The sequence below is a fragment of the Falsirhodobacter halotolerans genome (assembly GCF_022899245.1).
Classification (GTDB): domain Bacteria; phylum Pseudomonadota; class Alphaproteobacteria; order Rhodobacterales; family Rhodobacteraceae; genus Falsirhodobacter; species Falsirhodobacter halotolerans.
In genome coordinates, this window is record NZ_JALJAZ010000001.1 from 2,007,658 (window position 1) to 2,028,112 (window position 20,455).

Consider the following 20,455-nt stretch of genomic DNA (forward strand, 5'->3'; position numbering starts at 1 on the left):
GTTTGGCGCCGCCAATATAAGGCAGCGGCGCCCCTTTCCCAAGTCAGATCGCGTCCAGCGCGGCGCGAATGTCGGCGATCAGGTCGTCGGCATCCTCCAGCCCGACCGACAGGCGGATCAGACCCGGCGTGATGCCCAGCGTCGCCTTCTGATCGTCGGGCAGACGCTGGTGGGTGGTGGTGGCCGGATGGGTGGCGATAGATTTCGCGTCGCCCAGATTGTTCGACAGCTTCACGATCTCCAGCGCGTTCAGGAACCGGAACGCCGCCTCCTTGCCCGCCGCCAGTTCGAACGCGATCATCGTGCCGCCTTCCGACATCTGCGCGCGGGCCACCGACTGCTGCGGATGATCGTCGAGAAACGGATGGATCACGCGGGACAGACGGGCGTCGCCCTGCAGCGCCTGCGCGATCTTCCACGTGCTGTCGGCCATGGCCCGGCAGCGCAGGTCCAGCGTCGCCATGCCGTTCAGCATGATCCACGCGTTGAACGGGCTCATGGATCCGCCGGTGTGCTTCATATACGGCTCCAGCGTGCCGCGGATGAAGTCGGTCGTGCCCAGAACCACGCCGCCCAGCGCGCGCCCCTGCCCGTCGATATGTTTGGTGGTGGAATAGATCACCACATCCGCCCCAAGGCCGATCACGTCCGAAAACATCGGCGTGGCAAAGACGTTGTCCACGATGACCAGCGCCCCCGCCGCAAGGGCGATCTCGGCCACGGCCTTGACGTCGATCACCTCCAGCGTGGGGTTGGATACGGTTTCGAAGAACACGGCCTTCGTGCCCGGCGTCACGGCGCTGCGCCATGCGTCCAGATCGGTGCCGTCCACCAGCACGATCTCCACCCCGAAGCGGCCCAGAATCCCCTCAAGGATATAAAGGCAGGACCCGAACAGCGCGCGGGCCGCCACGATCCGGTCCCCCGCCTGACAGATCGACACCAGCGCGCCGTTGACCGCGGCCATGCCCGAGGCGGTGGCGAAGGCGTCCTCCGCCCCCTCGATCGCGGCGATGCGTTCTTCGAACATCCGCGTCGTGGGGTTGCCATAGCGGGCATAGATGAATTCGTCCCCCTCGATCCCCACAAACCGCTTTTCCGCCTGTTCGGCGCTGTCATAGACGAAGCCCTGCGTCAGGAAGATCGCCTCCGCCATCTCGCCATACTGGCTGCGGCGGCTGCCGGCGTGCACCAGTTTCGTGCGGGGTTTCCAATCCTCGGCCATGACATGCCTCCTTGCGGTATCGCGCTTCGCTTCGGGCTTAGGCCCGCCATGCGTCGTCGTCAATCCTTCACGCCCGCGTCATTCCCCCTTCGCGAAACCGCGCGACCCTTGGGGCAATGGGACGAAGGGGGCGCCAAGATGCTGCTGGCCGTCAATGCCGTGAACGACCGGCCCGTGCCGGAATGCGGCGCCTGGCCCCGCCCGCCCCGGGGCACCCCGACCACCATCCTCGTCCACGGCTATCGCTGGGCGCCCGACGGGGGGCGGGACGACCCGCATCTGCACATTCTGGGGGCCGAGGGCTGGCCCCGCCGTCTGGGCTTCGGGCGCGGGCAAGCCGGGCTGTGCGTGGGGTTCGGCTGGGACGCGCAGGGCACGATCTGGGGGGCGCAGGCCCGTGCGGCGGCGGCGGGTCTGGCCTTGGCACGGCTGGTCCGCAGTGTGCGTCCGAACGGGCCGGTCAACATCTTCGCCCATTCGCTGGGGGCGCAGGTGGCGCTGACGGCCCTGTGCCATCTGGGTCCGCAGGATGTCGCGCGGATGGTGCTTCTGGCGGGGGCCGCGTTCCGCGACACCGCCGACGCCGCCCTGACCGGGCGGCAGACCGAGGTTCTGAACGTCACCAGCCGGGAAAACGACGGCTACGACCTGTTATACGAGGCGCTTGTGGCCCCGCTGTCGGGCCGTCGCACGCTGGGGACCATGCCCTCCGGCCCGCGCATGGCGACCGTGCAGATCGATGCGCCCGACCATCGGCTGGCGCTGGCGGGACTGGGCTTTCCCACCCGTCCGCCGGAACGCCGCATCTGCCACTGGTCGGGGTATCGTCGGCCCGGCCTGTTCCGGCTTTATCGCCATTTCCTGCATCGGCCGGACGATCTGCCCCTGTCGCGCCTGCACGTGGCGCTGCCCGCGCCCAGCGCCCGCTGGGCGGGTCTGCGCATCCCCGCACCGATGCTGCGCGCCTGACGGGGTGGCCATGCGGGCGTCGCCCGCTACCATCCGGGCGATGCATCCTGAAGGAGGATCCCGATGATCGACCTGTATTACTGGCCCACCCCGAACGGACAGAAGATCACCATCGCGCTGGAGGAGATGGGGCTGCCCTATGCCGTCCATCCCATCAACATCGGCAAGGGCGAGCAATTCGCCCCCGATTTCCTGAAGATCGCGCCCAACAACCGCATGCCCGCCATCGTCGATCCCGACGGGCCGGACGGCGCGCCCATCTCCATCTTCGAATCCGGCGCGATCCTGCAATATCTGGCGCGCAAAACGGGCAAGTTGTGCGGCCCCACCGAACGCGACCGGGTGGAGGTGGACCAGTGGCTGATGTGGCAGATGGGCGGCGTCGGCCCGATGGCCGGTCAGGCGCACCACTTCCTGTCCTATGCCCCGGCGATGGACCCGCCGAACGACCTGCCCTATGCCAAGGACCGCTATCGCAACGAAGTGGCGCGCCTTTACGGCGTGCTGGACAAACGTCTGGCGGACCGCGAATTCGTGGCGGGGGATTTCGTGTCGATCGCCGACTGCGCGATCTGGCCCTGGGCGATGGGGTGGGAAAAGCAGCAGCAGACGCTGGACGACAAGCCGAACCTTGCCCGCTGGCTGAAGGCGCTTGAGGCGCGGCCCGCCTTTGCCAAGGGCCACAAGGTCGGGGCCGACCTGCGCACCGATGCCGCCCAAGACCGCGAGGCGCAAAAGCACCTGTTCGGCAAACGCTGACCCCTAATGGCGGGCGTTCGCGTCCGCCAGATCCTTGGCGGTGTTGATGTTGAAGAAGGCGGCATCGTCGGGAAACGATACCTCGACCATGCCCAGGCGGCCGGCGATGCGGCGGATGCTGCGTTCGCCGTCCTGCATCGCGGCCTCCAGTTCGGGCAGGCGCGCCGGGGTCCAGAGGCCGAAGGTGGCATGGAGGCGATCCGGCCCCGCAGCCAAGGCGACGGGGGCCTCCGCCTCTGCCAGACGGGCCACCAGATCGGCGGGAAAGAAAGGCGTGTCCGTCGCGGCCGTGGCCATGCGGTCCGCTCCCATGGCCCTTGCCCAACGCAGACCCGCCAGAATGCCCGCCATCGGTCCCTGCCCCGCCATCGCATCCGGCAGCACCGGCAGGGAAAACCGCCCCGAATCGCCATTATAGCTGACGGCCATCACCGCGACCTGCGACGCCAGGCGGCCAATGACGTGATCGGCCAGGGTCGCGCCGTTCAGGCGCAGCAGGGCCTTGTCGGCCCCGCCCATCCGGCGGCCTTCACCCCCGGCCAGAACCAGTCCTGCGATCCTCATTCACCTCGATCCTGACGGGCACGCCCTTATAGGCGGGCGTCTTCGATTCCTCGTCATGCGCCGACAGCGGCACAAGAACGTTCGCCTCGGGGTAATAGGCCGCGACACAGCCGCGCGGCAAGTCATAGGCCGTGACCCGCAGCGGCATCCGCCGGTCGCCATTGTCCACCGAGGAGACCAGCATGACACTCTGCCCTTCGCGCAGGTTCAATGCGGCGATGTCGGCGGGCGAGATCAGGACGACCTTCCGGTCCCCCTTCAGCCCCCGCAGACGGTCGTCAAAGCCATAGATCGTGGTGTTGAACTGGTCGTTCGACCGCAGGGTGATGAGGGTGAACACCGCCTCCGACGGCACATGGCCCAGCGCGCTCAGCCCTTCGGGCGTGGTGAATTCGGCCTTGCCGCTTTCGGTCTTCCATTCCCGATGCCGCACGGCATTGCCGCGATAGAAGCCGCCGGGCTGGAACATGCGGTCGTTGAAGTCGTGGAATTGCTCGGCATAGGTTTCGGCGATCAGGTCGCGCACCAACCCGTAATCGCCGGTCCAGTCGTCCCAGCGCAGCTTGGGGTTCGCATCCAGCGTGGCCTTGGCCAGACCGGCCACGATCGCCACTTCCGACAGCAGCGTGGGCGCCGCCACAGGACGCCGCCCGATGGAGCCGTGAATGTGGCTCAGGCTGTCCTCCATCGTCACGGCCTGCGGGCCGCTGGCCTGCCGATCCACCTCGCCCCGCACCAGACAGGGAAGCAGCCATGTCCCATCCCCCACCAGCGTGTGGGAGCGGTTGAGACGCGTTGCGATCTGCACGTTCATTTCCAGCTTCGACCAGGCGGGGTCGGCATGGCCCTGGTCGGGGATCGCCCGGGCAAAGTTGCCGCCCAGGCTGACGAAGGCCTTCACCGTGCCGTCCAGCACGCCCTGCACCGCCTCGATCGTGGTCATGCCGGTGTCGCGGGGGGGATCGAAGTCGAACTGCTGGGCGATCTTGTCCAACGGCACCAGTTCGGGCTTTTCCGCGATGCCCACGGTGCGCTGACCCTGCACGTTGGAATGGCCGCGCACCGGGCAGATACCCGCCCCCTCGCGGCCCATGTTGCCGCGCATCAACAGCAGGTTGATCAACATGCCAATGGATTTCGCGCCATGCACATGCTGCGTCAGGCCCATGCCGTAAACGCCGATCACCCGTTCGGACACGGCATAGACCTCGGCCACCTGTTCCAGATCGGCGCGGTCGATGCCGGAGGTCGCCTCGATCTCCTCCCACACCTGCGCGGTGGCCCAGTCGCGGAAGGGGGCGAAGTCGTGGGTATGCTCTGCAAGGAACCCGTGGTCCAGAACGCCGCCCTGCGCCGCCTCCATCGCGAACAGGTGCTTGGCGATGCCGGCGATGGCCGCAATGTCGCCGCCGGGCTTCACCTGAAGATACAGATCGGACATCGACGTCGCCTGCCCCGTCAGCATCTGTGCCGGATTCTGCGGGCTGGCAAACTCGATCAGGCCGCGTTCGCGCACAGGGTTGAAGACGATGACCTTGCAGCCGCGCTTGCGTGCCGCCTGGATCGGATGCAGGAACCGCGGGCTGTTCGATCCGGTGTTCTGGCCGAAGAACATCAGCAGGTCGCAATGTTCGAAATCGTCCAGAATGCAGGTCCCCACGGGCGATCCGATGCGCTTCTTCATCGAAACGCTGGTCGTCTCGTGGCACATGTTCGAACTGTCGGGCAGGTTGTTGTGCCCATAGGCCCGCGCATAAAGGGCCCAGAGATAGGACGTCTCAAGGCTGGCCCGACCCGAGGCGTAGAACACCGCCGCCTTCGGGTCGATCCCGCGCAGCTTGGCCCCGATGGCGGCGAAGGCTTCCTCCCACGTGGTTTCGACATAGCGGTCGGTGGCCGCGTCGAACCGCATCGGGTGGGTCAGGCGGCCGAGCATCTCCAGTTCATGATCCCCCCAGGTGCGCAGTTCGGTCGCGGTGTGGCGCGACAGGACATCCGGCCCGCACAGGGTCTTGGTGTGATCCCAGACGGTGGCCTTGGCCCCGTTTTCGCAGAACTCCGCCAGATGGGGATGCGCGGGCTTGGCCCAGGCGCAAGAGGTGCACATGTGCCCGCGCGGCTTGTTCTGATGCCACAACGTGTCCAGCGCCGACAGACCCGCATTGCCGTGACCCAACTGGTTCAGGACGCTGCGGACGGACCCCCAGCCGCCGGTCGGGTGATCATAGAACGGGGTGCGGGGGTCCTGCTCCTTGGCGGAACGGTCGGTCATTGGCGTGCCCTCCCATATGGCTGGCGGGCCAACGATCTCAGCCCGGCATCTGTTCCCCGACGCGCTGGGGATGCGAGAAGACATGATACCCCTCCCCCCGCGCCAGACCGATGACGGTGATGTTCAGGCGCATCGCCAGTTCCACCGCCTGCGCCGTGGGCGCCGACACGGCGATCAGCACCGGCGCGCCCAGGGCCGCCACCTTCTGCACCAGATCGACCGAGACGCGGCTGGTCATCAGCACCGCCCCCGCCACGTCGCCCGACGCCACCGCCCCCGCCAGCTTGTCCAGCGCGTTGTGCCGCCCCACATCCTCGCGCACCGCGACCATGCCCTGCGCCGGATGCCAGAAGCCCGAGGCGTGGACCGCCCGCGTCGCATCGTGCAGCGGCTGATGATCGCGCAGCCCCGCGATGGCCTGGCCCACTTCGGCAGGCGTCAGGCGCAGGTCGGTCGTGACGGGGGCCATGGGGCGCATCGCCTCGGCCAGCGAATCGATGCCGCACAGCCCGCAGCCCACCGGCCCCACCATCCGCCGCCGCCGCGCCGCCAGCCGCGCCCCCGCCTCCGGCGCCAGCCACATGCGCAGGTCGATCCCGTCAGGAACCTCGGCCACCTCGATCTCGCGGATATCGTCCAGCGCGGCGATCCCCTCGGTCAGGGTGAAGCCCCGCGCGAAATCGGTCAGATCCTGCGGCGTGGCCATCATGACCGCCTGCGTCGTCGCATCATAACTGATGGCGATCGCGATTTCATCGGCAAGGGGGCGGGGTGTCATGGCGGAACCTTCTGGCGGAAGCGGTGTCCGCCAACTTAAAGTTGCATACGAGAGCATAAGGATGCTTTAGTCGTGTTAACATACAGTCCTATCAATAATTTGACCACATCGTTGATTGCATTCCCCTGCACCTTCCGGCATCGAGTTGAACACCTGATGGTGGGATGGATGGGGGGATAGAGATGCCGCAGATAGCTAAAGAACTGGGCGTTTTGGCCGTCAAAAACATCAAGACGACTGGATATCATACAGTAGGCGGTGTGCCCGGCCTCATGCTCAGCGTCGGCGCTGCAGGCAATAGGTCTTGGATCTTGCGGATGACAGTGGGCGCGAAGCGCCGAGAATTCGGTCTAGGATCCTTTTCACAGGTTAGCTTGGCCGATGCGCGAGAGAAAGCTCGTGCGCTGCGTAACAAGATCGACGCGGGTATCGATCCGGTAGAGGAGAAGACCGAGGCCCGACGGCGCCTGAAAGAAAAACAGCGAAAAGACATTACCTTCTCTGAAGCAGTCACGCAGTTCCTCGGCACAGGACGCTTAAACCAATACAGCAACCTGAAACATCGTGCACAGATCGCATCGACGCTGACAGGCTTAGCTGTTCCGAAACTCGGCACCCTTGCCGTCAAGGACATTACTACGAACGACGTTCTGGAGGTGCTTCAACCGATTTGGGCAACAAAAACGGAAACGGCTTCACGTCTCCGGGGCAGGATTGAAAATGTTCTAACGTGGGCGTCAGTTCAAGGGCATCGCGTAGGTGATAATCCGGCCCGGTGGAAGGGCAACTTGGATGCACTTCTCCCTTCGGCAAGCAAAATTAAGAAGGAGAGTCATCATCCGGCTCTATCAGTAGCCGAAGTTCCAGCGTGGTTCGCGAAACTTCGGTCGCTCACCGGCCAGGGTGCTTTGGCTCTACAGTTCCTATGCTTGACTGGCGCCCGATCCGGGGAGGTGCGAGGTGCACGTTGGTCGGAGATCGACCTAAAGTCCAAGACATGGCGCATCCCTGCAGAGCGAATGAAGATGGGCAAGGAGCACCATGTGCCACTGAGCAGAGCCGCAGTAAAATTTGTGTCTGGGTTGCCCCGCGAGGCAGGTGTCGATCTGATGTTTCCATCGAGAAAGCAGCGCGCGATCTCTGACATGACAATCTCTGCCGTCATGCGAAGGATGCAGGAGAATGCTGAAGAACGTGGCGAGCGTGGATGGCGAGACTCGCGGTCTGACAAGCCAGCTGTGCCCCATGGCCTCCGGTCGACCTTCCGCGTTTGGATTGCCGAAAACACCACATATTCGGACCAAGTTGCAGAAGCAGCTCTGGCGCACAAAAATCCAAACGCAGTAGTCCGGGCGTATCAAAGAAGCGACTTGCTCGAGCAACGACGACCATTGATGGAGGAATGGGCAACTTATCTAGGTGCGATCTAACGATGGCAGTGCGCCCCGCATTGAGAGCAGGCGCAACCTTCACCAATGATGCTATGGTGGCATCTTCAGATATGGATCGCAGCGACGCTGCTTTGCCACGGCATCCGCACCCGGAGCAGGATCAGCGCGGCGGCGGCCAGCATGACGACGCCACCCTCAAGGAAGACGCCAGTGACACCGCTGGTGCTGAACACCGCGCCACCCGCCGCCGCCCCCTCTGCGATGGAGCCCTGCACCGAGGCCACGACCATGCCGCCCGCGCTTTCCGCTTGATCGGGAACCGAGCTTGCGACCCAGGCCGACCACGCCACGGGCACCCCGCCGAAGGCAAGACCCCAGATCACCACCAGCACCGAATGACCGGTGAGGGTGACCGGTGCCAGCGTCAAGGCCAAGGCCAACGCCGTAAGGCCCACGACGGCGGGCAGCAGCGCCATGGTTGCACGCATGTTTCGCTCCATCAGCCAGCCGACCAGCAGGGTGCCCGCGAAGTTCGCCGCGCCGAAGGCCAGAAGCAGCACGGCCAGCCCCTCGGACCCGATGCCGATGGAGGCTTCGAGGAACGGGCGGATATAGGTAAACAGCGCGTAATGCCCGGTATGGGCCAGAATGCAGCCGAGCATGCCGACCGCGATGCCGGGGCGCGTCACCACGTCCCAAATGGTCCGCAACGCCGCAGGACGACCGGGGGCCATCGACGGCAGGGTGAAGGCCTGCACCAGCAGCGTCAGCGCTCCAAGCCCCGCTGCCGCATTGAACGCGCTTCTCCACCCGAACGTGCCGCCCATGTAGCTGCCGAGCGGGACGGATACGACGGCGCCCACCGCGATGCCACTGAAGATGATCGATATCGCACGAGGCAGGAGCCGCGCCGGAACCAGGCGCATCGCGATCGCGGCCACCATGCTCCAGAACCCGCCGAGCGCGACGTCCAGCAGAGCGCGCGTGACCAGCAGCACGGTAAAGTTCGTAGACAGCGCGACCAACAGGTTCGATGCGATCATCAACACGGTGAAGCTCAGCAGCACCGTCCGCCGGTTCAGCGCCCGCGTCACGATCGGCACCATCAGGCCGGAGACGAGCGCCACGACCGCCGTGACGGTCACGGCCTGGCCGGCCAGCGCCTCCGACACGCCGAGGTCGCCCGCCATGGGCGTCAGAAGGCTGGCGGGCAGGTATTCGGACGTCAGCAGGCCGAACACCCCCATCGTCAGGGAAAAGACCGCCAGCCATGCCAGTGAGGCCGGCGCGGCGTCTTGCTGTATCATCAGGAGGATTCTTGTTCTGTCAGGCCCGCTATCTAGACAGCATGGGCTGAACGATCTATGACGAGGCGTCCATCTCTTTCATCCGATCGTCCAAATGGATCTGCTCACCGATGCCATCAGCGAATTCCTGACGTCGCTTCGCCTGCGGGGCATTCAGCATCACCGCATCCAGACCGGGCCGACCTTCGGCTTTGGCTTCCGCAGCCGCCCGGATGAGGTGTTTTTCTACTTCATGGCCGTCGGCACGGCGATCTTGCGACTGGAGGACGGGTCCGAACATCGGTTGGGGCCGGGGGATGCGGCGTTTCTTCCGCGAGGATCGGGGCACAGCCTCCTGTCCGGGACGGGCGTGCCGGTGACGGATATCGATCGTTTCGACGGCGCAACCTTGGGCGACGGGGTGCGGAACATCGACACCTGCCCCTCCTCCGCGCCGGAGCCGGGCGCTGTCCTGTTCCGCGGTCGCATGACAATGGATCTGGGCGGGGTGCATGGGCTGGGGCCGCTGATGCCCCCAATCATCCACGTGGCCGCACAGGAACGCCGCGCGCCGGACCTGACGCCGATCCTGCAGACGATGAAAGCCGAGATTTGCGCGGGAAGCGTGGGCTTTGCGGGCATTCTCGCGCGTCTTGCGGATGTGGCGGCGGCGATGACGATCCGCGCGTGGGTGGAGCGGGGCTGCGACGATGCCTCCGGCCTGATCGCCGCCCTGCGCGATCCGAAGCTTTCGCGCGCGATCCTTGCGCTGCACCGCGATCCGGGCCGCAACTGGACGGTGGCCGACCTTGCGGCGGAGTGCAACGTCTCCCGCTCGACCTTTGCGAGCCGTTTCCACGAAACGATCGCGATGACGCCCCTACGCTACGCAGCGGAGGTGAAGATGAACCTTGCCCGCCAATGGCTGACGCAGGACCGCATGGCAATCGACACGGTGGCCGATCGGCTGGGCTATACCTCGCATGCGTCGTTCAGCCGGGCATTCAAGCGGGTGACAGGCCATCCGCCGGGAGCCAGCCGTCGCGAAAACTTTGTGGCTCGCGGAAGCTGATACGGTTTTTCGCAGGGCACACTGGGGCTGCGCGAGACGCTCATGGGACAAAGCCGTCATCCCGCTTTCAGGTGATCCAGGACGAAAGCAACACGCTCCTCGACCGTCACTTTGGGAAGCTCAACAAGCTGGTAGCCGAAGCGGGAGTAAGTATCAGCCATGACCTGGTGGGTTGCCTCGGCTTCTTCGTGATCCTGCTTTCTTTCGGCGTCCTGCCCGAAAATGGCCTCCCAATATGGGGCGATAAAGGCCATCCTGTTATAGCGATATGTCTTCGCGGCAGCCTCCACATGGGCGGGAATCCGAAGACCAGATAGCGACAGATAGCCAACGACATCAGGGACGCCCCTGTCCATAAGCACCGGCTTTTCCAAAGCCGAAGCTTCATGCCATGACCGCAACTCCCATCCGAGCATAAGTTCGGCAAACATGATTTTGTCTGCCCATGGCAAAGCGGTGCCGCCAATCTGAACCTGATCCCGAATGATCGCTCGCCCGGCCTCTGGCATCGAGGCAAATCCCCTGTCGCACAGAGCGTCGATCAACGTGCTCTTGCCGGAACCGGGGCCACCAGTCACGACAAACATATGGTCACACATGTGCCATCCCTATTTTCCAATGGAGGGGTAAGCGCTGATGATCGACCCTGCAGGTCGATCTTTATGCGCGTCCCTACAGGTTAGCGTCATCGGCGAAGGTCAGCAAGGGGCTCCGAGGGTTGATCGTCGGACAAAGCGGACTCTCGCCACCTTCATGCCCTACGGTGCAATGTCACGTCCCGCCGGAAGCCGTGCATAACGGCCCCTGCGATATGAAGCCCTATGAGAGCGATCATCACCCAAGCCAGCTCGCCGTGCGCGATGTTGCCAAGCTTGACCATCCACGCGACTTCCTCCCCCGTCTCAGGCACGATGGTCAGCCCGCGGTGGACCCACCCCTTGCCGCTGCCATAGGCGCGCAGAAGCGCAAGCGCCGGTATCGCAACCAAAAGCACACGCAGCGTGTGATGGACAAGCCGCGCCGCCCTATTCGAGGCCGCCGGAGGGCGCACCAGTCTCAGCAGCGCCAGCGGAAGCACGATCAGCCCGACCATGCCATGCGATGGCCCGAGGGATGCCATCTTATCAAGAAATGGGGAGGACCCAGCGATCTTGTAGGCCGTCACGATCCCGATCTGCCAGAAAACCAGTGCCGCCAGAGCCCAGTGGAGGATGCGAGAGAAAATGGGATACCGCCTCATGCGAGAAACAGATGGTCGATCAGGATAGAGAAGCCTAAGCCCACAAGCGCTATACCCCCAAGAAATTCCGCCGTCCGTCCGATACGCGCTCCAATGAAGCGCCCCGCCAGCATTCCGACCGTGGCCATGATCGTCGTGGCAATGCCGATAGCAGTCGCCACCATCAGGATGTTAACCTCAAGAAAGGCAAGCGAGACCCCCACGGCCATCGCGTCAATCGAAGTGCCGACGGCGGTCGCGACGATGGCTCCGAACGATCGGCCCCCGCCGCTCTCTTCGCGTGGCTTGAACGCCTCCAGCATCATCTTGATGCCGATGGCCCCCAAAAGCCCGAATGCAATCCAGTGATCCACCGCCTGGACGTAGCTCGAGGCCAGAAGCCCCAAGGTCCAGCCAATGAGAGGCGTGATCGCCTCGATGATGCCGAAGACAGCCCCGGTGCCGAGAGCGGCCATCAGGCCGTGTCGTTCTTTCGCACCACGCCCCAATGACGCGATAAGGGCATCGACGGACATGCCGATGGCAAGGATACCGATGGAGGTCGGAGACATGGATGGGTCCTTTCGCGACGGGCGGGGCGAGATTGCCCCCTGCCGGTCTCGTGGAACCCGAAGGCCGGACACACCACGCGTTGCCGCGATCATGTTGACGTGCCCCCGCCAGATATGGCGGTCACTACTCCCCGATGCAGGGGCTGATGCCGGATCAGGCGGTAAGCGTCAACGAAAACATGTGCTTATGACACTCATTCGCAAAGAAACTTCTTGGTTATAAGGACGTCTGCTCAGATATGTCAGACAACTGGCCCTGCTAAAGCGCACCGCTCAGATAAAAGGTCGAACCAGCCATTTACCCTATCGCCATCGGCAAAACATTGATTGCCTTACTGCGAAAAATGTTCATGAGATACGCCGAAATTAAATCGTTTGCACTTCAAAGGCGAATTTAGTTCCTGGGACCCTAGAAGAGAGGGTTCATGGACAAGATTGGTATCAGAGTTCTGTCGTCGGCCGAGCAGCGCTGCGACACAACCACGTTAGAGGCATTCCGCCAAGTGGGAGTCGCACAGGTCAGCGACTGCATGGGACGTCTTTACGGATCGGTCGGGCTGCGACCGATTCACGGACCCGGGGTTCGGATGTCGGGGATCGCGCTGACAGTTAAGACACGTCCGGGCGACAACCTTATGATCCACCGCGCCATTGATCTTGCCCAACCCGGCGATGTCATCGTCGTGGATGGCGGTGGATGCACGGCCAACGCCCTTGTTGGGGAACTGATGATGAAGCAGGCGCAGCGACGCGGCGTCGTCGGGTTCGTCATCGACGGAGCCGTGCGCGACGCCGAGGCATTCGGACCTGCAGGGTTTGCCTGCTTCGCACGGGACATTTCACATCGCGGCCCGTTCAAGGACGGTCCCGGAGAGATCAATGTTCCGGTCAGTGTCGGCGGTCTGGTGGTTCAGCCGGGCGACGTGATCTTGGGCGACGCCGATGGTCTGACAGCTATCCCCCAAGCCTACGCCGTTGAGGTTCTTCGCCTTGCCGAAGCGAAGGAGCAGGCGGAGGCCAAGGGAATGGAGCGCATCGCCGCCGGCACCTATGAAAAGCCTTGGCAGGCCCCAGCCCTCGCCCGGTTGCAGAAGGACTACGCATGAGCATCGTTTCCGCCCGGATGCGGCAGGTCAAATTGTCGCCCAGCGTCGCCGCGCGCATCATTCTGAACCAGTTGAGGGAGGAAGGTCGCCGCATCATCGACCTGACGATCGGCGAGCCGGACTTTACTACCCCGGCTCACATCTGCGACGCCGCCCACGCGGCGATGCAGCGGGGGGAGACCAAATATCCCTTGTCGCAAGGCACGATGGCCCTGCGCAAGGCCGCGGCCGAGCGCATCCGCCTCGATACCGGGATCGAATACCCACTTGATCAGATCATTGTCAGCACCGGCGCCAAACAGGTGCTCTACAACGCGCTGACGGCCACGCTTGAGGTGGGTGACGAGGTCATCATCCCGGCCCCGTTCTGGGTATCCTATCCCGACATGGTGGAATTGGGGGGCGGCGTGCCGGTCACGCTCGAGACCCATTCGGCTGCGAACTACAAAATCACGCCCGATGCGCTTCGGTCCGCGATCACGCCGCGCACGAAGTGGCTGATGCTGAATGCCCCGAGCAATCCGTCCGGGGCTATTTATGACCGCGAAGAGTTGCTGGCCCTCGCCGGAGTGCTGCGAGAGCAGTCCCACGTTTGGCTGATGACGGACGACATCTATGCCAGGCTGACATTCGATGGGGGCCCGGCAACGCACATACTTCAGGTCGCGCCGGATCTGGCCGATCGCACGCTGGCGGTCAACGGGGTGTCGAAATGCTATGCCATGACCGGTTGGCGCATCGGCTACGGCTCGGGTCCGAAGGACCTGATCAAGGCCATGGCGGTGGTGCAATCGCAAAGCACCTCCGGGGCTTGTTCCATCAGCCAAGCGGCGGCAACCGCCGCCCTCACGGGGCCGCAGGACTGCGTCGAGGCATTCACACGCTCGTTCAAGGAGCGTCGTGACCTCGCAATGTCAATCCTTACGCAGGCGCCGGGGTTGACGGCCGTGGCGCCGGGCGGCGCCTTTTATATCTTCCCCGACTGCTCGGCCCTTCTGTGCCGCACGGCGCCGGACGGGACGAAGATCGTGACCGATGCCGATCTGGTGCAGTATATTCTGCAAACCACCGGAGTGGCATTGCTTGACGGGGGATCTTACGGGGTTCCCGGCACCTTCCGCATGTCCTTCGCTTCAGCCCCCGAAGAGGTGCGCGCGGGATGTGAGGCCATCAAATCCGTCTGCGAAGAACTGACGGCTGTTCCGGCCTGAACAGGGCCATACCAACAGGAGAAAACATATGAACTTGCGACATCTGATCTGGGCAGCGCTGCTGGCACTTCCCGCTATGGGGGGAATGGCACAGGCCGATGCCCTTGCCGACATCAAGGCGCGTGGCGTGCTTGTATGCGGCACACTAGGAACGTCCGAACCGTTCAGTTTTCAGGACGCGGCGACGCGCAGCCTCGTCGGCTATGATGTCGACATCTGCAAGCTGGTGGCCGATCACCTTGGCGTTGGTATCGAATACAAGCTTCTTGCCGTCGCGGCCCGTATTCCCGAACTGGACAGCGGGCGGGTGGACGTGCTGGCCGCGAACCTTGGCTGGACCGCCGAACGCGCGGACCAGATCGAGTTCAGCCACCGCTACTACGTGACGCCGCAGAAGCTGCTGGTGCGCGCCGACAGCGACATCCAGACAATCGACGACCTGCAGGGCAAACGCATCGGCGCGACGAAGGGATCGTCGTCGGAGCGGGTGATCGCCGAACGCCTGCCGGAATCGCGCGTGATCGGCTATGCCGACAGCCCGGCCACGTTCCTGTCGCTGCAGCAGCGCAAGGTCGATGCGCAATTCGCGTCCGAGCTGGTGCTGGTGCGTCTTGTCAACCAAAGCCCCGACAGCTCCCCGACCCGCATTCTGGAACAGTCGGTCGTGGACGAACCCTGGGGCCTTGGCATCCGCAAGGGCGAGGACGCGCTTTTGGCCGAGGTGAACGCCGCGCTGGACGAAGCGGAAACTTCCGGCGAGGCGCAGGCCCTGTTCGACAAGTGGTTCGGTGCGGACACGCCCTATGATCTGACCCGTTCGTTCCAGATCGGTCCCATCACCAACTGAAACCGGCATCTGCCGAAAGGCCGCGCGGGGATCCCGGGCGGCCTCTTTCCATGGAGAGGCCTGGATGGATATCCTTCTTCCGCCGGATCAGTGGGCGATGCTCTTTCAGGGGTTGCGCACCACGATCCTGCTCTTTGCCATCGCCTGGGTCGGCGCCTTCGCATTGGCGCTGATCCTGGTCGTCGTCCGGGCAACCGACTATCGGGCCTGCCGGTGGATCGTGGATGCCTTCGTCGCCTATCACCGCAACGTGCCGCTGCTGGTGCAGGTGATGTTCTGGTATTTCGCAATGCCCGAAGTGCTGCCTGACGGCATCCGCTTCTGGCTTTATGACCACAATGCCGAATTCTGTCTCGCGGCCATTGCCCTTGCCCTTGGCAGTTCCGCCTATCAGGCCGAGGATATCCGCTCCGGCCTGCGTGCCATTCCCGGCACCCAGTTCGAGGCTGCACGGGCCCTGGGCTGCACTTATCTGGAAACGATGCGCTTCATCGTCGTGCCGCAGGCGTTGCGCATCTCGTTGCCCCCGCTCGTAGGACGCGCGCTCCTCCTGTTCAAAAACACCTCCATCGCCATGGCCATCGGTGTCGCCGAACTGACCTACCGCACGCGTGAGATCGAGAATCTGACCTTCAACACCTTCACGATCTTCGGTATCGCCACCGCCCTCTATCTTTTTGGAACCTTCTCGCTGATGGGTTTCGGGGCTTGGCTGGAACGGCGCGCGACCCCCGGCCGGAAGGAGCGTCATCATGCTTGAGATCATCCAGAGCTATTGGCTCACCTTTCTGATCGGGCAATATCCGAACGGTCCGCTTGGCGGGCTTGCCATGACGATCATCGTGGCCGTCTTGTCGATCCTTATGTCCTTTCCGATCGCAATCGCCTTTGCCATGGCGCGCCTGTCGACCTTTGGCTGGCTGCGCGCGGCCAGTTCCGGCGTCGTCAATCTGGTGCGTGGCATCCCGCTTCTGATGCTGATCTTCTGGTGTTATTTCGTGATCCCGATCATGACGGGCTATGCCGTCAGCGGCTTCTGGACGCTGGTTTGCGCCCTGACCATCTATGAAGCGGCCTATCTTTCCGAGGTGATCCGCGCCGGCATGGCCTCGGTCGCCAAGGGGCAGACCGAGGCCGCGCGGTCGCTGGGCGGGGGATATTTCCTGACGATGCGCAGCGTGATCCTGCCGCAGGCCCTGTTCAACGTGCTGCCGGGCATCACAAGCCAGTTCATTTCCACCATCAAGGAAACGTCGCTTGGCTATGTCATCGCGGTGAATGAACTGACCTTCGCGGCCAATCAGGTAAATAACCTTTTGCTGACCCAGCCGCTTCAGGTCTTCACGATCCTTGCCGCTATCTATTTCATCCTGTGCTTCGCTCTGTCGCGCGGGCTGTCCAAGATCGAAACTTCCATCCGCCGAAAGAGAGGTCTGCTGTGACCCAGCCCGTCATCGTCCGTTTCGACAAGGTCAACAAGTGGTATGGGCAGCATCAGGTCCTGCACGATATCTCGTTGGAGGTGAGGAGGGGCGAGGTCGTGGTAGTCTGCGGCCCTTCGGGGTCCGGGAAATCCACCCTGATCCGGACCATCAATGCCTTGGAACCAATCGGTGATGGTCACCTCTCCTTGGATGGGACCAATGTCCACGCCAAGGGCACGGATCTGAACAAGCTGCGCCAAAGCGTGGGATTCGTGTTCCAGCAATTCAATCTGTTTCCCCACATGTCCGTTCTGGACAACGTCACCTTCGCGCCGATCCGCATCCAGAAACGTCCCCGGGCCAAGGCGGAGGCGCTGGCCCGCGACCTTCTGGCGCGCGTGGGCCTTTCGGAAAAAGCCGAGAGCTTTCCCGGCTTCCTGTCGGGCGGTCAGCAGCAGCGCGTTGCCATTGCGCGGGCGCTGGCGTTGCAGCCGCCGGTGATCCTGTTCGACGAGCCGACCAGCGCACTCGACCCGGAAATGGTGGGGGAGGTGCTTCAGGTGATGAAAGGGTTGGCGCGCGACGGAATGACCATGATCTGCGTCACGCACGAAATGGGCTTCGCGCGCGAGGTAGGTGACCGCGTGATTTTCATGGATCAGGGGCGTGTGGTGGTTGATACGACGCCGGAACTGTTCTTTGATGCGCCCGACCACCCGCGCGTGAAGCGTTTCCTATCGGACGTGCGGGGGGAGCACTGATCTCTGCCCGTTGAAAGACCTCGATGTATACCCTTAAGCAGATTGAGGCCTTTCACGTCAGCGCCTTGCTCGGCAGTTTCACCGATGCGGCGCGCAAATTGTCGATGACGCAATCCACCATTGCAAAACGGATCGCCGAACTTGAGGTGGCGGTGGGAACGTCCCTTTTCCTGCGATCAGGCAAGTCGTTGCGCCTTACCCCGGCCGGGGAACGCCTGCTGCCCGCGGCGCGTGAAATGATGCGCCTGAACGAACGGATGGTTCAGACCATGACTGCCGCGTCGCATCTTGAAGGGCATGTGCGAATTGGGGCCACCGATCTTGTTGGCCTCACTTGGTTGCCCGCCCTGATCCAGACCGTCCGCCTGCGGTATCCCAAGATGCGTGTCATGCCCGAGATAGACGGCGGAGTGCGCCTATACGAACGGCTTTCCCGCAACGAATTGGACATCGTCATCATGCCTGGACCATTCGCCAGCCCGGAGGTGGACGCCGTCCCGCTGGGGCGCATCAGAAACGCCTGGATGGCAAGCCCGACCCTTGACTTGCCCCAAGGCACTTTGACGCCGCAGCAGATCTCTGCCTTGCCCATCATCGGCCAGCCTGAGAATTCCGCGCTGACGGTGCTTTATCGCAAGTGGTTTGCCGATCACGGTTTCACGCTGAACAACGTGCTGTCGTGCAATAGTCTGGGGATGGTGGCCAAGTTGACAACATACGGCCTTGGTGTCAGCTATCTTCCGCTTAACCACTTCGCGTCGCAGATTACGGAAGGAGCGCTGCGCGTCCTTGACGTTGAACCGGAATTGCCCTTGGTCACGTATTATTCACTGATGCGGCACGACGCATCGCCCTTGGCCCAAGTGATGCTCCCGATCATGAATGAAGTGCATGATTTCGAAGCTGGCCTTTCCGAAGGCTCTGCAATTATTCCTCATTCATAAGAGAGTTATCTCGGAAGGCCGACACGGAGATTTTCTCACTGGGGCCTAATATATTGGAAAATTGCGCTATTGATCCAAAAGCTAATGTAGCTAGAGCCCATTTTCTAAGAAGTTTGGCGCGAATGGCAGCAATGGGGCTTTCGCGTCATAGGGCCGATATTTTAAGAACGTCGGGATCGATTCCACGGCGAATTATCAGTTTCCGTGCGCAGGTTAGTCGAACTCCGCGGACCCCATTCAGCGCGGCAGGCTCTGCGTCGATGCTATCGTCCAGTAAAAACCACCTGTCCTTCCCTTGAACAGCAGGTGCAAGAACATAGCCGTTACTGATAGTGGCGCACGGTAGAAAATATGCCTCCCGCTTAGCGAGACGCGTGCTCGGCTCAATCACTTTTCGCACGGTTGGCGCTCTTTGAGGGCGCGGCAAGCCAACCCCTGCAATGCGGAGCCTTTCCAGTCCGTCCCACTCGATGGGGATGGGTGGATACGAACGGGGGTCCTCGATTTCGAGCTGGCACATGACCTGCCCCCCGGAATATCCCTCGCTCTGATGTAGAGTCTGCTTCATCACGCAGGAGCAGACGATATGAGGAAAAGCCGCTTCACCGAGGCGCAGATCATCGGAATGATCAAGGAACAGGAAGCCGGGATGGCGACGGCGGAGGTCTGTCGTCGGTATGGGCTCAGCCCGGCCACGTTCTACAAGCTTAAGGCCAAGTATGGCGGCATGGACGTATCCGATGCCCAGCGGCTGAAGACCCTTGAAGACGAGAACGGCAAGCTGAAGCGTCTTCTGGCGGACGCGATGCTGGACAACATCGTGCTCAAGGATCTGCTGGGAAAGCCCTGACGACACCGAAGGTGCGGCGGGAGGCGGTGCTCAGGGCGATGCGGGATCACGATATCTCGCAACGCCGGGCCTGCGTTCTGATCGGTGTCGATCCGAAGACGGTGCGGCGAGAGCGGCCGCCCGACAATCCGGAGATCCGCAAGGCCATGCAGGAGATCGCGGCCGTGCGCCGCCGGTTCGGCTATCGGCGGATCGGCCTGATGCTGGAGCGCAGGGGCATGCTGATGAATCCGAAGAAGCTGTATCGACTTTACCGCGAAGAAGGGCTGTCGGTCCGGCGCAGGCGTGGTCGCAAACGAGCCCGTGGCACGCGCACACCGATGCCCTTGGCCTTGATGCCGAACCAGCGCTGGTCGCTGGACTTCGTCGCCGACACGTTCGGGGCCTCGCGCAAGTTCCGCATTCTGGCGGTGATCGACGATTGCTGCCGCGAGAACCTGTGTCTGGTCGCCGACACCAGCATCTCGGGCGCAAGGGTGGCGCGCGAGCTGGACGCGCTGGTGCGGATCTATGGCAAGCCTGCCTGCATCGTCAGTGATAACGGCACCGAGTTCACCAGTCGCGCCATCCTGAAGTGGGCAGACCAGAACAACGTCGCCTGGCATTACATCGATCCCGGCAAGCCACAGCAGAACGCCTTCATCGAAAGCTTCAACGGCAGCCTGCGCGACGAGCTGTTGAATGAAGAGATGTTCGACACCTTGGGCGACGCGCGCCGCAAAATCGCCCTCTGGCGCTATGATTACAACGCCGTCAGACCACATTCCTCGCTCGGCAACCTGACGCCGCTCGAAGCGCGCCGGACGCTTGCGCTACCTGATGGCTCCGCGCCCGGCGCGCTTGCCAAGAAACTACCCGCCGATTACCAATCTCAAACCGGCAGACTCTCGTTATGAATGAGGGACCCACGGGGGGCAGGTCAACTACAATAAAGCGTGAAGTCGCCCCCATGCTTTCTAGGTAGTCCAAGCGTCCCACCACATTAAAGGAAGATTACTGCCTATCTTCGTAGGAGGGACAGATGGGGGGATAAGAACTAGGCCTGAATAAATTCTTATAACATTCAGATACTTGAATAAGTATATGGCGGAAGCGGTGGGATTCGAACCCACGGTGGAGTTTCCCCCACGCTGGTTTTCAAGACCAGAGCCTTAAACCACTCGGCCACACTTCCATGCCGTCACGCATAGCAAAACGGCGGCCGA

20 protein-coding genes and 1 tRNA gene are annotated in these 20,455 nt (G+C 62.9%); 12 read left to right on the forward strand and 9 right to left on the reverse strand.

Annotated features, from left to right (window positions below; genetic code table 11):
- Positions 1-43: 43 nt before the first annotated feature.
- Positions 44-1,225 carry an O-succinylhomoserine sulfhydrylase gene (gene metZ, locus MU449_RS10455; protein ID WP_244738028.1) on the reverse strand — a complete coding sequence of 394 codons (1,182 nt, stop codon included), beginning with the start codon at positions 1,223-1,225 and terminating at the stop codon, positions 44-46.
- Positions 1,226-1,363: 138 nt separating this feature from the next.
- Between metZ and MU449_RS10460 the strand changes: the two genes are divergently transcribed.
- Together MU449_RS10460 and MU449_RS10465 are read left to right on the forward strand one after the other, a co-directional pair.
- Complete coding sequence (locus MU449_RS10460) at positions 1,364-2,194, forward strand: lipase family protein (protein ID WP_244738029.1); 831 nt, start codon at positions 1,364-1,366, stop codon at positions 2,192-2,194.
- 63 nt (positions 2,195-2,257) lie between these two features.
- Positions 2,258-2,953: a glutathione S-transferase N-terminal domain-containing protein gene (locus tag MU449_RS10465; protein ID WP_244738030.1), complete on the forward strand. Its 696-nt coding sequence runs from the start codon at positions 2,258-2,260 to the stop codon at positions 2,951-2,953.
- Between the two features lie 3 nt (positions 2,954-2,956).
- On the opposite strand, the gene mobA is transcribed toward MU449_RS10465, so the two are convergent.
- The 3 genes from mobA to fdhD are packed head-to-tail and all read right to left on the reverse strand — an operon-like array spanning position 2,957 to position 6,624.
- On the reverse strand, positions 2,957-3,517 hold the full coding sequence (gene mobA / locus MU449_RS10470) for a molybdenum cofactor guanylyltransferase MobA (protein ID WP_244738031.1): 561 nt from the start codon (positions 3,515-3,517) through the stop codon (positions 2,957-2,959).
- Positions 3,483-5,789, reverse strand: coding sequence for an FdhF/YdeP family oxidoreductase (locus MU449_RS10475; RefSeq protein ID WP_244738032.1), 2,307 nt, complete (start codon positions 5,787-5,789; stop codon positions 3,483-3,485). Before MU449_RS10475 ends, mobA begins: the two co-directional genes overlap by 35 nt.
- A 37-nt stretch (positions 5,790-5,826) precedes the next feature.
- Entirely contained in the window at positions 5,827-6,624 is a 798-nt protein-coding gene (fdhD, locus tag MU449_RS10480; RefSeq protein ID WP_425310361.1) for a formate dehydrogenase accessory sulfurtransferase FdhD, read from the reverse strand.
- 125 nt (positions 6,625-6,749) lie between these two features.
- Here fdhD and MU449_RS10485 point away from each other — a divergent pair, with 125 nt between their 5' ends.
- A complete protein-coding gene (locus tag MU449_RS10485) occupies positions 6,750-7,997 on the forward strand; it encodes a tyrosine-type recombinase/integrase (RefSeq protein ID WP_244738034.1) in 1,248 nt (415 codons plus the stop codon).
- A gap of 65 nt (positions 7,998-8,062) precedes the next feature.
- Here the strand turns inward: MU449_RS10485 and MU449_RS10490 are convergent, their stop codons facing one another.
- Entirely contained in the window at positions 8,063-9,265 is a 1,203-nt protein-coding gene (locus tag MU449_RS10490; protein ID WP_244738035.1) for an MFS transporter, read from the reverse strand.
- A 94-nt stretch (positions 9,266-9,359) separates the two neighbouring features.
- Here MU449_RS10490 and MU449_RS10495 point away from each other — a divergent pair, with 94 nt between their 5' ends.
- A complete protein-coding gene (locus MU449_RS10495; RefSeq protein WP_244738036.1) occupies positions 9,360-10,316 on the forward strand; it encodes an AraC family transcriptional regulator in 957 nt (318 codons plus the stop codon).
- Positions 10,317-10,372: 56 nt separating this feature from the next.
- Here MU449_RS10495 and MU449_RS10500 read toward each other — a convergent pair whose 3' ends face one another.
- The 3 genes from MU449_RS10500 to MU449_RS10510 all read right to left on the reverse strand — a co-directional run bounded on the left by MU449_RS10500 (position 10,373) and on the right by MU449_RS10510 (position 12,107).
- Positions 10,373-10,915 (reverse strand): AAA family ATPase, encoded by a 543-nt coding sequence (locus tag MU449_RS10500; protein ID WP_244738037.1) that lies wholly within the window; start codon positions 10,913-10,915, stop codon positions 10,373-10,375.
- A gap of 152 nt (positions 10,916-11,067) precedes the next feature.
- A complete protein-coding gene (locus MU449_RS10505; protein ID WP_244738038.1) occupies positions 11,068-11,556 on the reverse strand; it encodes a cytochrome b in 489 nt (162 codons plus the stop codon).
- Entirely contained in the window at positions 11,553-12,107 is a 555-nt protein-coding gene (locus MU449_RS10510) for a manganese efflux pump MntP (protein WP_244738039.1), read from the reverse strand. The genes MU449_RS10505 and MU449_RS10510 overlap by 4 nt, the downstream gene beginning before the upstream one ends.
- Positions 12,108-12,532: 425 nt before the next feature.
- Here MU449_RS10510 and MU449_RS10515 point away from each other — a divergent pair, with 425 nt between their 5' ends.
- From MU449_RS10515 to MU449_RS10550, 8 genes are all read left to right on the forward strand, one after another.
- Positions 12,533-13,213, forward strand: a complete 681-nt coding sequence (locus tag MU449_RS10515; RefSeq protein WP_244738040.1) for an RraA family protein — start codon at positions 12,533-12,535, stop codon at positions 13,211-13,213.
- Positions 13,210-14,424: a pyridoxal phosphate-dependent aminotransferase gene (locus MU449_RS10520; protein WP_244738041.1), complete on the forward strand. Its 1,215-nt coding sequence runs from the start codon at positions 13,210-13,212 to the stop codon at positions 14,422-14,424. Before MU449_RS10515 ends, MU449_RS10520 begins: the two co-directional genes overlap by 4 nt.
- A 28-nt stretch (positions 14,425-14,452) precedes the next feature.
- A complete protein-coding gene (locus MU449_RS10525; RefSeq protein WP_244738042.1) occupies positions 14,453-15,271 on the forward strand; it encodes an ABC transporter substrate-binding protein in 819 nt (272 codons plus the stop codon).
- A 64-nt stretch (positions 15,272-15,335) separates the two neighbouring features.
- A complete protein-coding gene (locus tag MU449_RS10530; protein ID WP_244738043.1) occupies positions 15,336-16,031 on the forward strand; it encodes an amino acid ABC transporter permease in 696 nt (231 codons plus the stop codon).
- Positions 16,024-16,713 (forward strand): amino acid ABC transporter permease, encoded by a 690-nt coding sequence (locus MU449_RS10535; protein ID WP_244738044.1) that lies wholly within the window; start codon positions 16,024-16,026, stop codon positions 16,711-16,713. The genes MU449_RS10530 and MU449_RS10535 overlap by 8 nt, the downstream gene beginning before the upstream one ends.
- On the forward strand, positions 16,710-17,456 hold the full coding sequence (locus tag MU449_RS10540) for an amino acid ABC transporter ATP-binding protein (protein WP_342345653.1): 747 nt from the start codon (positions 16,710-16,712) through the stop codon (positions 17,454-17,456). The genes MU449_RS10535 and MU449_RS10540 overlap by 4 nt, the downstream gene beginning before the upstream one ends.
- A 23-nt stretch (positions 17,457-17,479) precedes the next feature.
- Positions 17,480-18,400: a LysR family transcriptional regulator gene (locus tag MU449_RS10545; protein WP_244738045.1), complete on the forward strand. Its 921-nt coding sequence runs from the start codon at positions 17,480-17,482 to the stop codon at positions 18,398-18,400.
- 586 nt (positions 18,401-18,986) lie between these two features.
- Positions 18,987-20,146, forward strand: a protein-coding gene (locus MU449_RS10550) for an IS3 family transposase (protein WP_244737507.1) whose coding sequence is annotated in 2 segments (ribosomal slippage) — positions 18,987-19,245 and positions 19,245-20,146 — 1,161 coding nt in all. Because the reading frame shifts where the segments join, the coding sequence is not laid out codon by codon here.
- Between the two features lie 188 nt (positions 20,147-20,334).
- Here the strand turns inward: MU449_RS10550 and MU449_RS10555 are convergent.
- Positions 20,335-20,424: transfer RNA gene (locus tag MU449_RS10555), tRNA-Ser, on the reverse strand.
- Positions 20,425-20,455: the final 31 nt, after the last annotated feature.

What these genes read in the sequence shown, in the direction of transcription:
- mobA (WP_244738031.1), bottom strand. Translation starts at nt 3,517, where the DNA reads ATGAGGATCGCAGGACTGGTTCTGGCCGGGGGTGAAGGCCGCCGGATG.
- metZ (WP_244738028.1), bottom strand. Translation starts at nt 1,225, where the DNA reads ATGGCCGAGGATTGGAAACCCCGCACGAAACTGGTGCACGCCGGCAGC.
- MU449_RS10490 (WP_244738035.1), bottom strand. Translation starts at nt 9,265, where the DNA reads ATGATACAGCAAGACGCCGCGCCGGCCTCACTGGCATGGCTGGCGGTC.
- MU449_RS10485 (WP_244738034.1), top strand. Translation starts at nt 6,750, where the DNA reads ATGCCGCAGATAGCTAAAGAACTGGGCGTTTTGGCCGTCAAAAACATC.
- MU449_RS10495 (WP_244738036.1), top strand. Translation starts at nt 9,360, where the DNA reads ATGGATCTGCTCACCGATGCCATCAGCGAATTCCTGACGTCGCTTCGC.
- MU449_RS10530 (WP_244738043.1), top strand. Translation starts at nt 15,336, where the DNA reads ATGGATATCCTTCTTCCGCCGGATCAGTGGGCGATGCTCTTTCAGGGG.
- MU449_RS10475 (WP_244738032.1), bottom strand. Translation starts at nt 5,789, where the DNA reads ATGACCGACCGTTCCGCCAAGGAGCAGGACCCCCGCACCCCGTTCTAT.
- MU449_RS10460 (WP_244738029.1), top strand. Translation starts at nt 1,364, where the DNA reads ATGCTGCTGGCCGTCAATGCCGTGAACGACCGGCCCGTGCCGGAATGC.
- MU449_RS10500 (WP_244738037.1), bottom strand. Translation starts at nt 10,915, where the DNA reads ATGTGTGACCATATGTTTGTCGTGACTGGTGGCCCCGGTTCCGGCAAG.
- fdhD (WP_425310361.1), bottom strand. Translation starts at nt 6,624, where the DNA reads ATGCTCTCGTATGCAACTTTAAGTTGGCGGACACCGCTTCCGCCAGAA.
- MU449_RS10510 (WP_244738039.1), bottom strand. Translation starts at nt 12,107, where the DNA reads ATGTCTCCGACCTCCATCGGTATCCTTGCCATCGGCATGTCCGTCGAT.
- MU449_RS10535 (WP_244738044.1), top strand. Translation starts at nt 16,024, where the DNA reads ATGCTTGAGATCATCCAGAGCTATTGGCTCACCTTTCTGATCGGGCAA.
- MU449_RS10520 (WP_244738041.1), top strand. Translation starts at nt 13,210, where the DNA reads ATGAGCATCGTTTCCGCCCGGATGCGGCAGGTCAAATTGTCGCCCAGC.
- MU449_RS10465 (WP_244738030.1), top strand. Translation starts at nt 2,258, where the DNA reads ATGATCGACCTGTATTACTGGCCCACCCCGAACGGACAGAAGATCACC.
- MU449_RS10515 (WP_244738040.1), top strand. Translation starts at nt 12,533, where the DNA reads ATGGACAAGATTGGTATCAGAGTTCTGTCGTCGGCCGAGCAGCGCTGC.
- MU449_RS10525 (WP_244738042.1), top strand. Translation starts at nt 14,453, where the DNA reads ATGAACTTGCGACATCTGATCTGGGCAGCGCTGCTGGCACTTCCCGCT.
- MU449_RS10505 (WP_244738038.1), bottom strand. Translation starts at nt 11,556, where the DNA reads ATGAGGCGGTATCCCATTTTCTCTCGCATCCTCCACTGGGCTCTGGCG.
- MU449_RS10545 (WP_244738045.1), top strand. Translation starts at nt 17,480, where the DNA reads ATGTATACCCTTAAGCAGATTGAGGCCTTTCACGTCAGCGCCTTGCTC.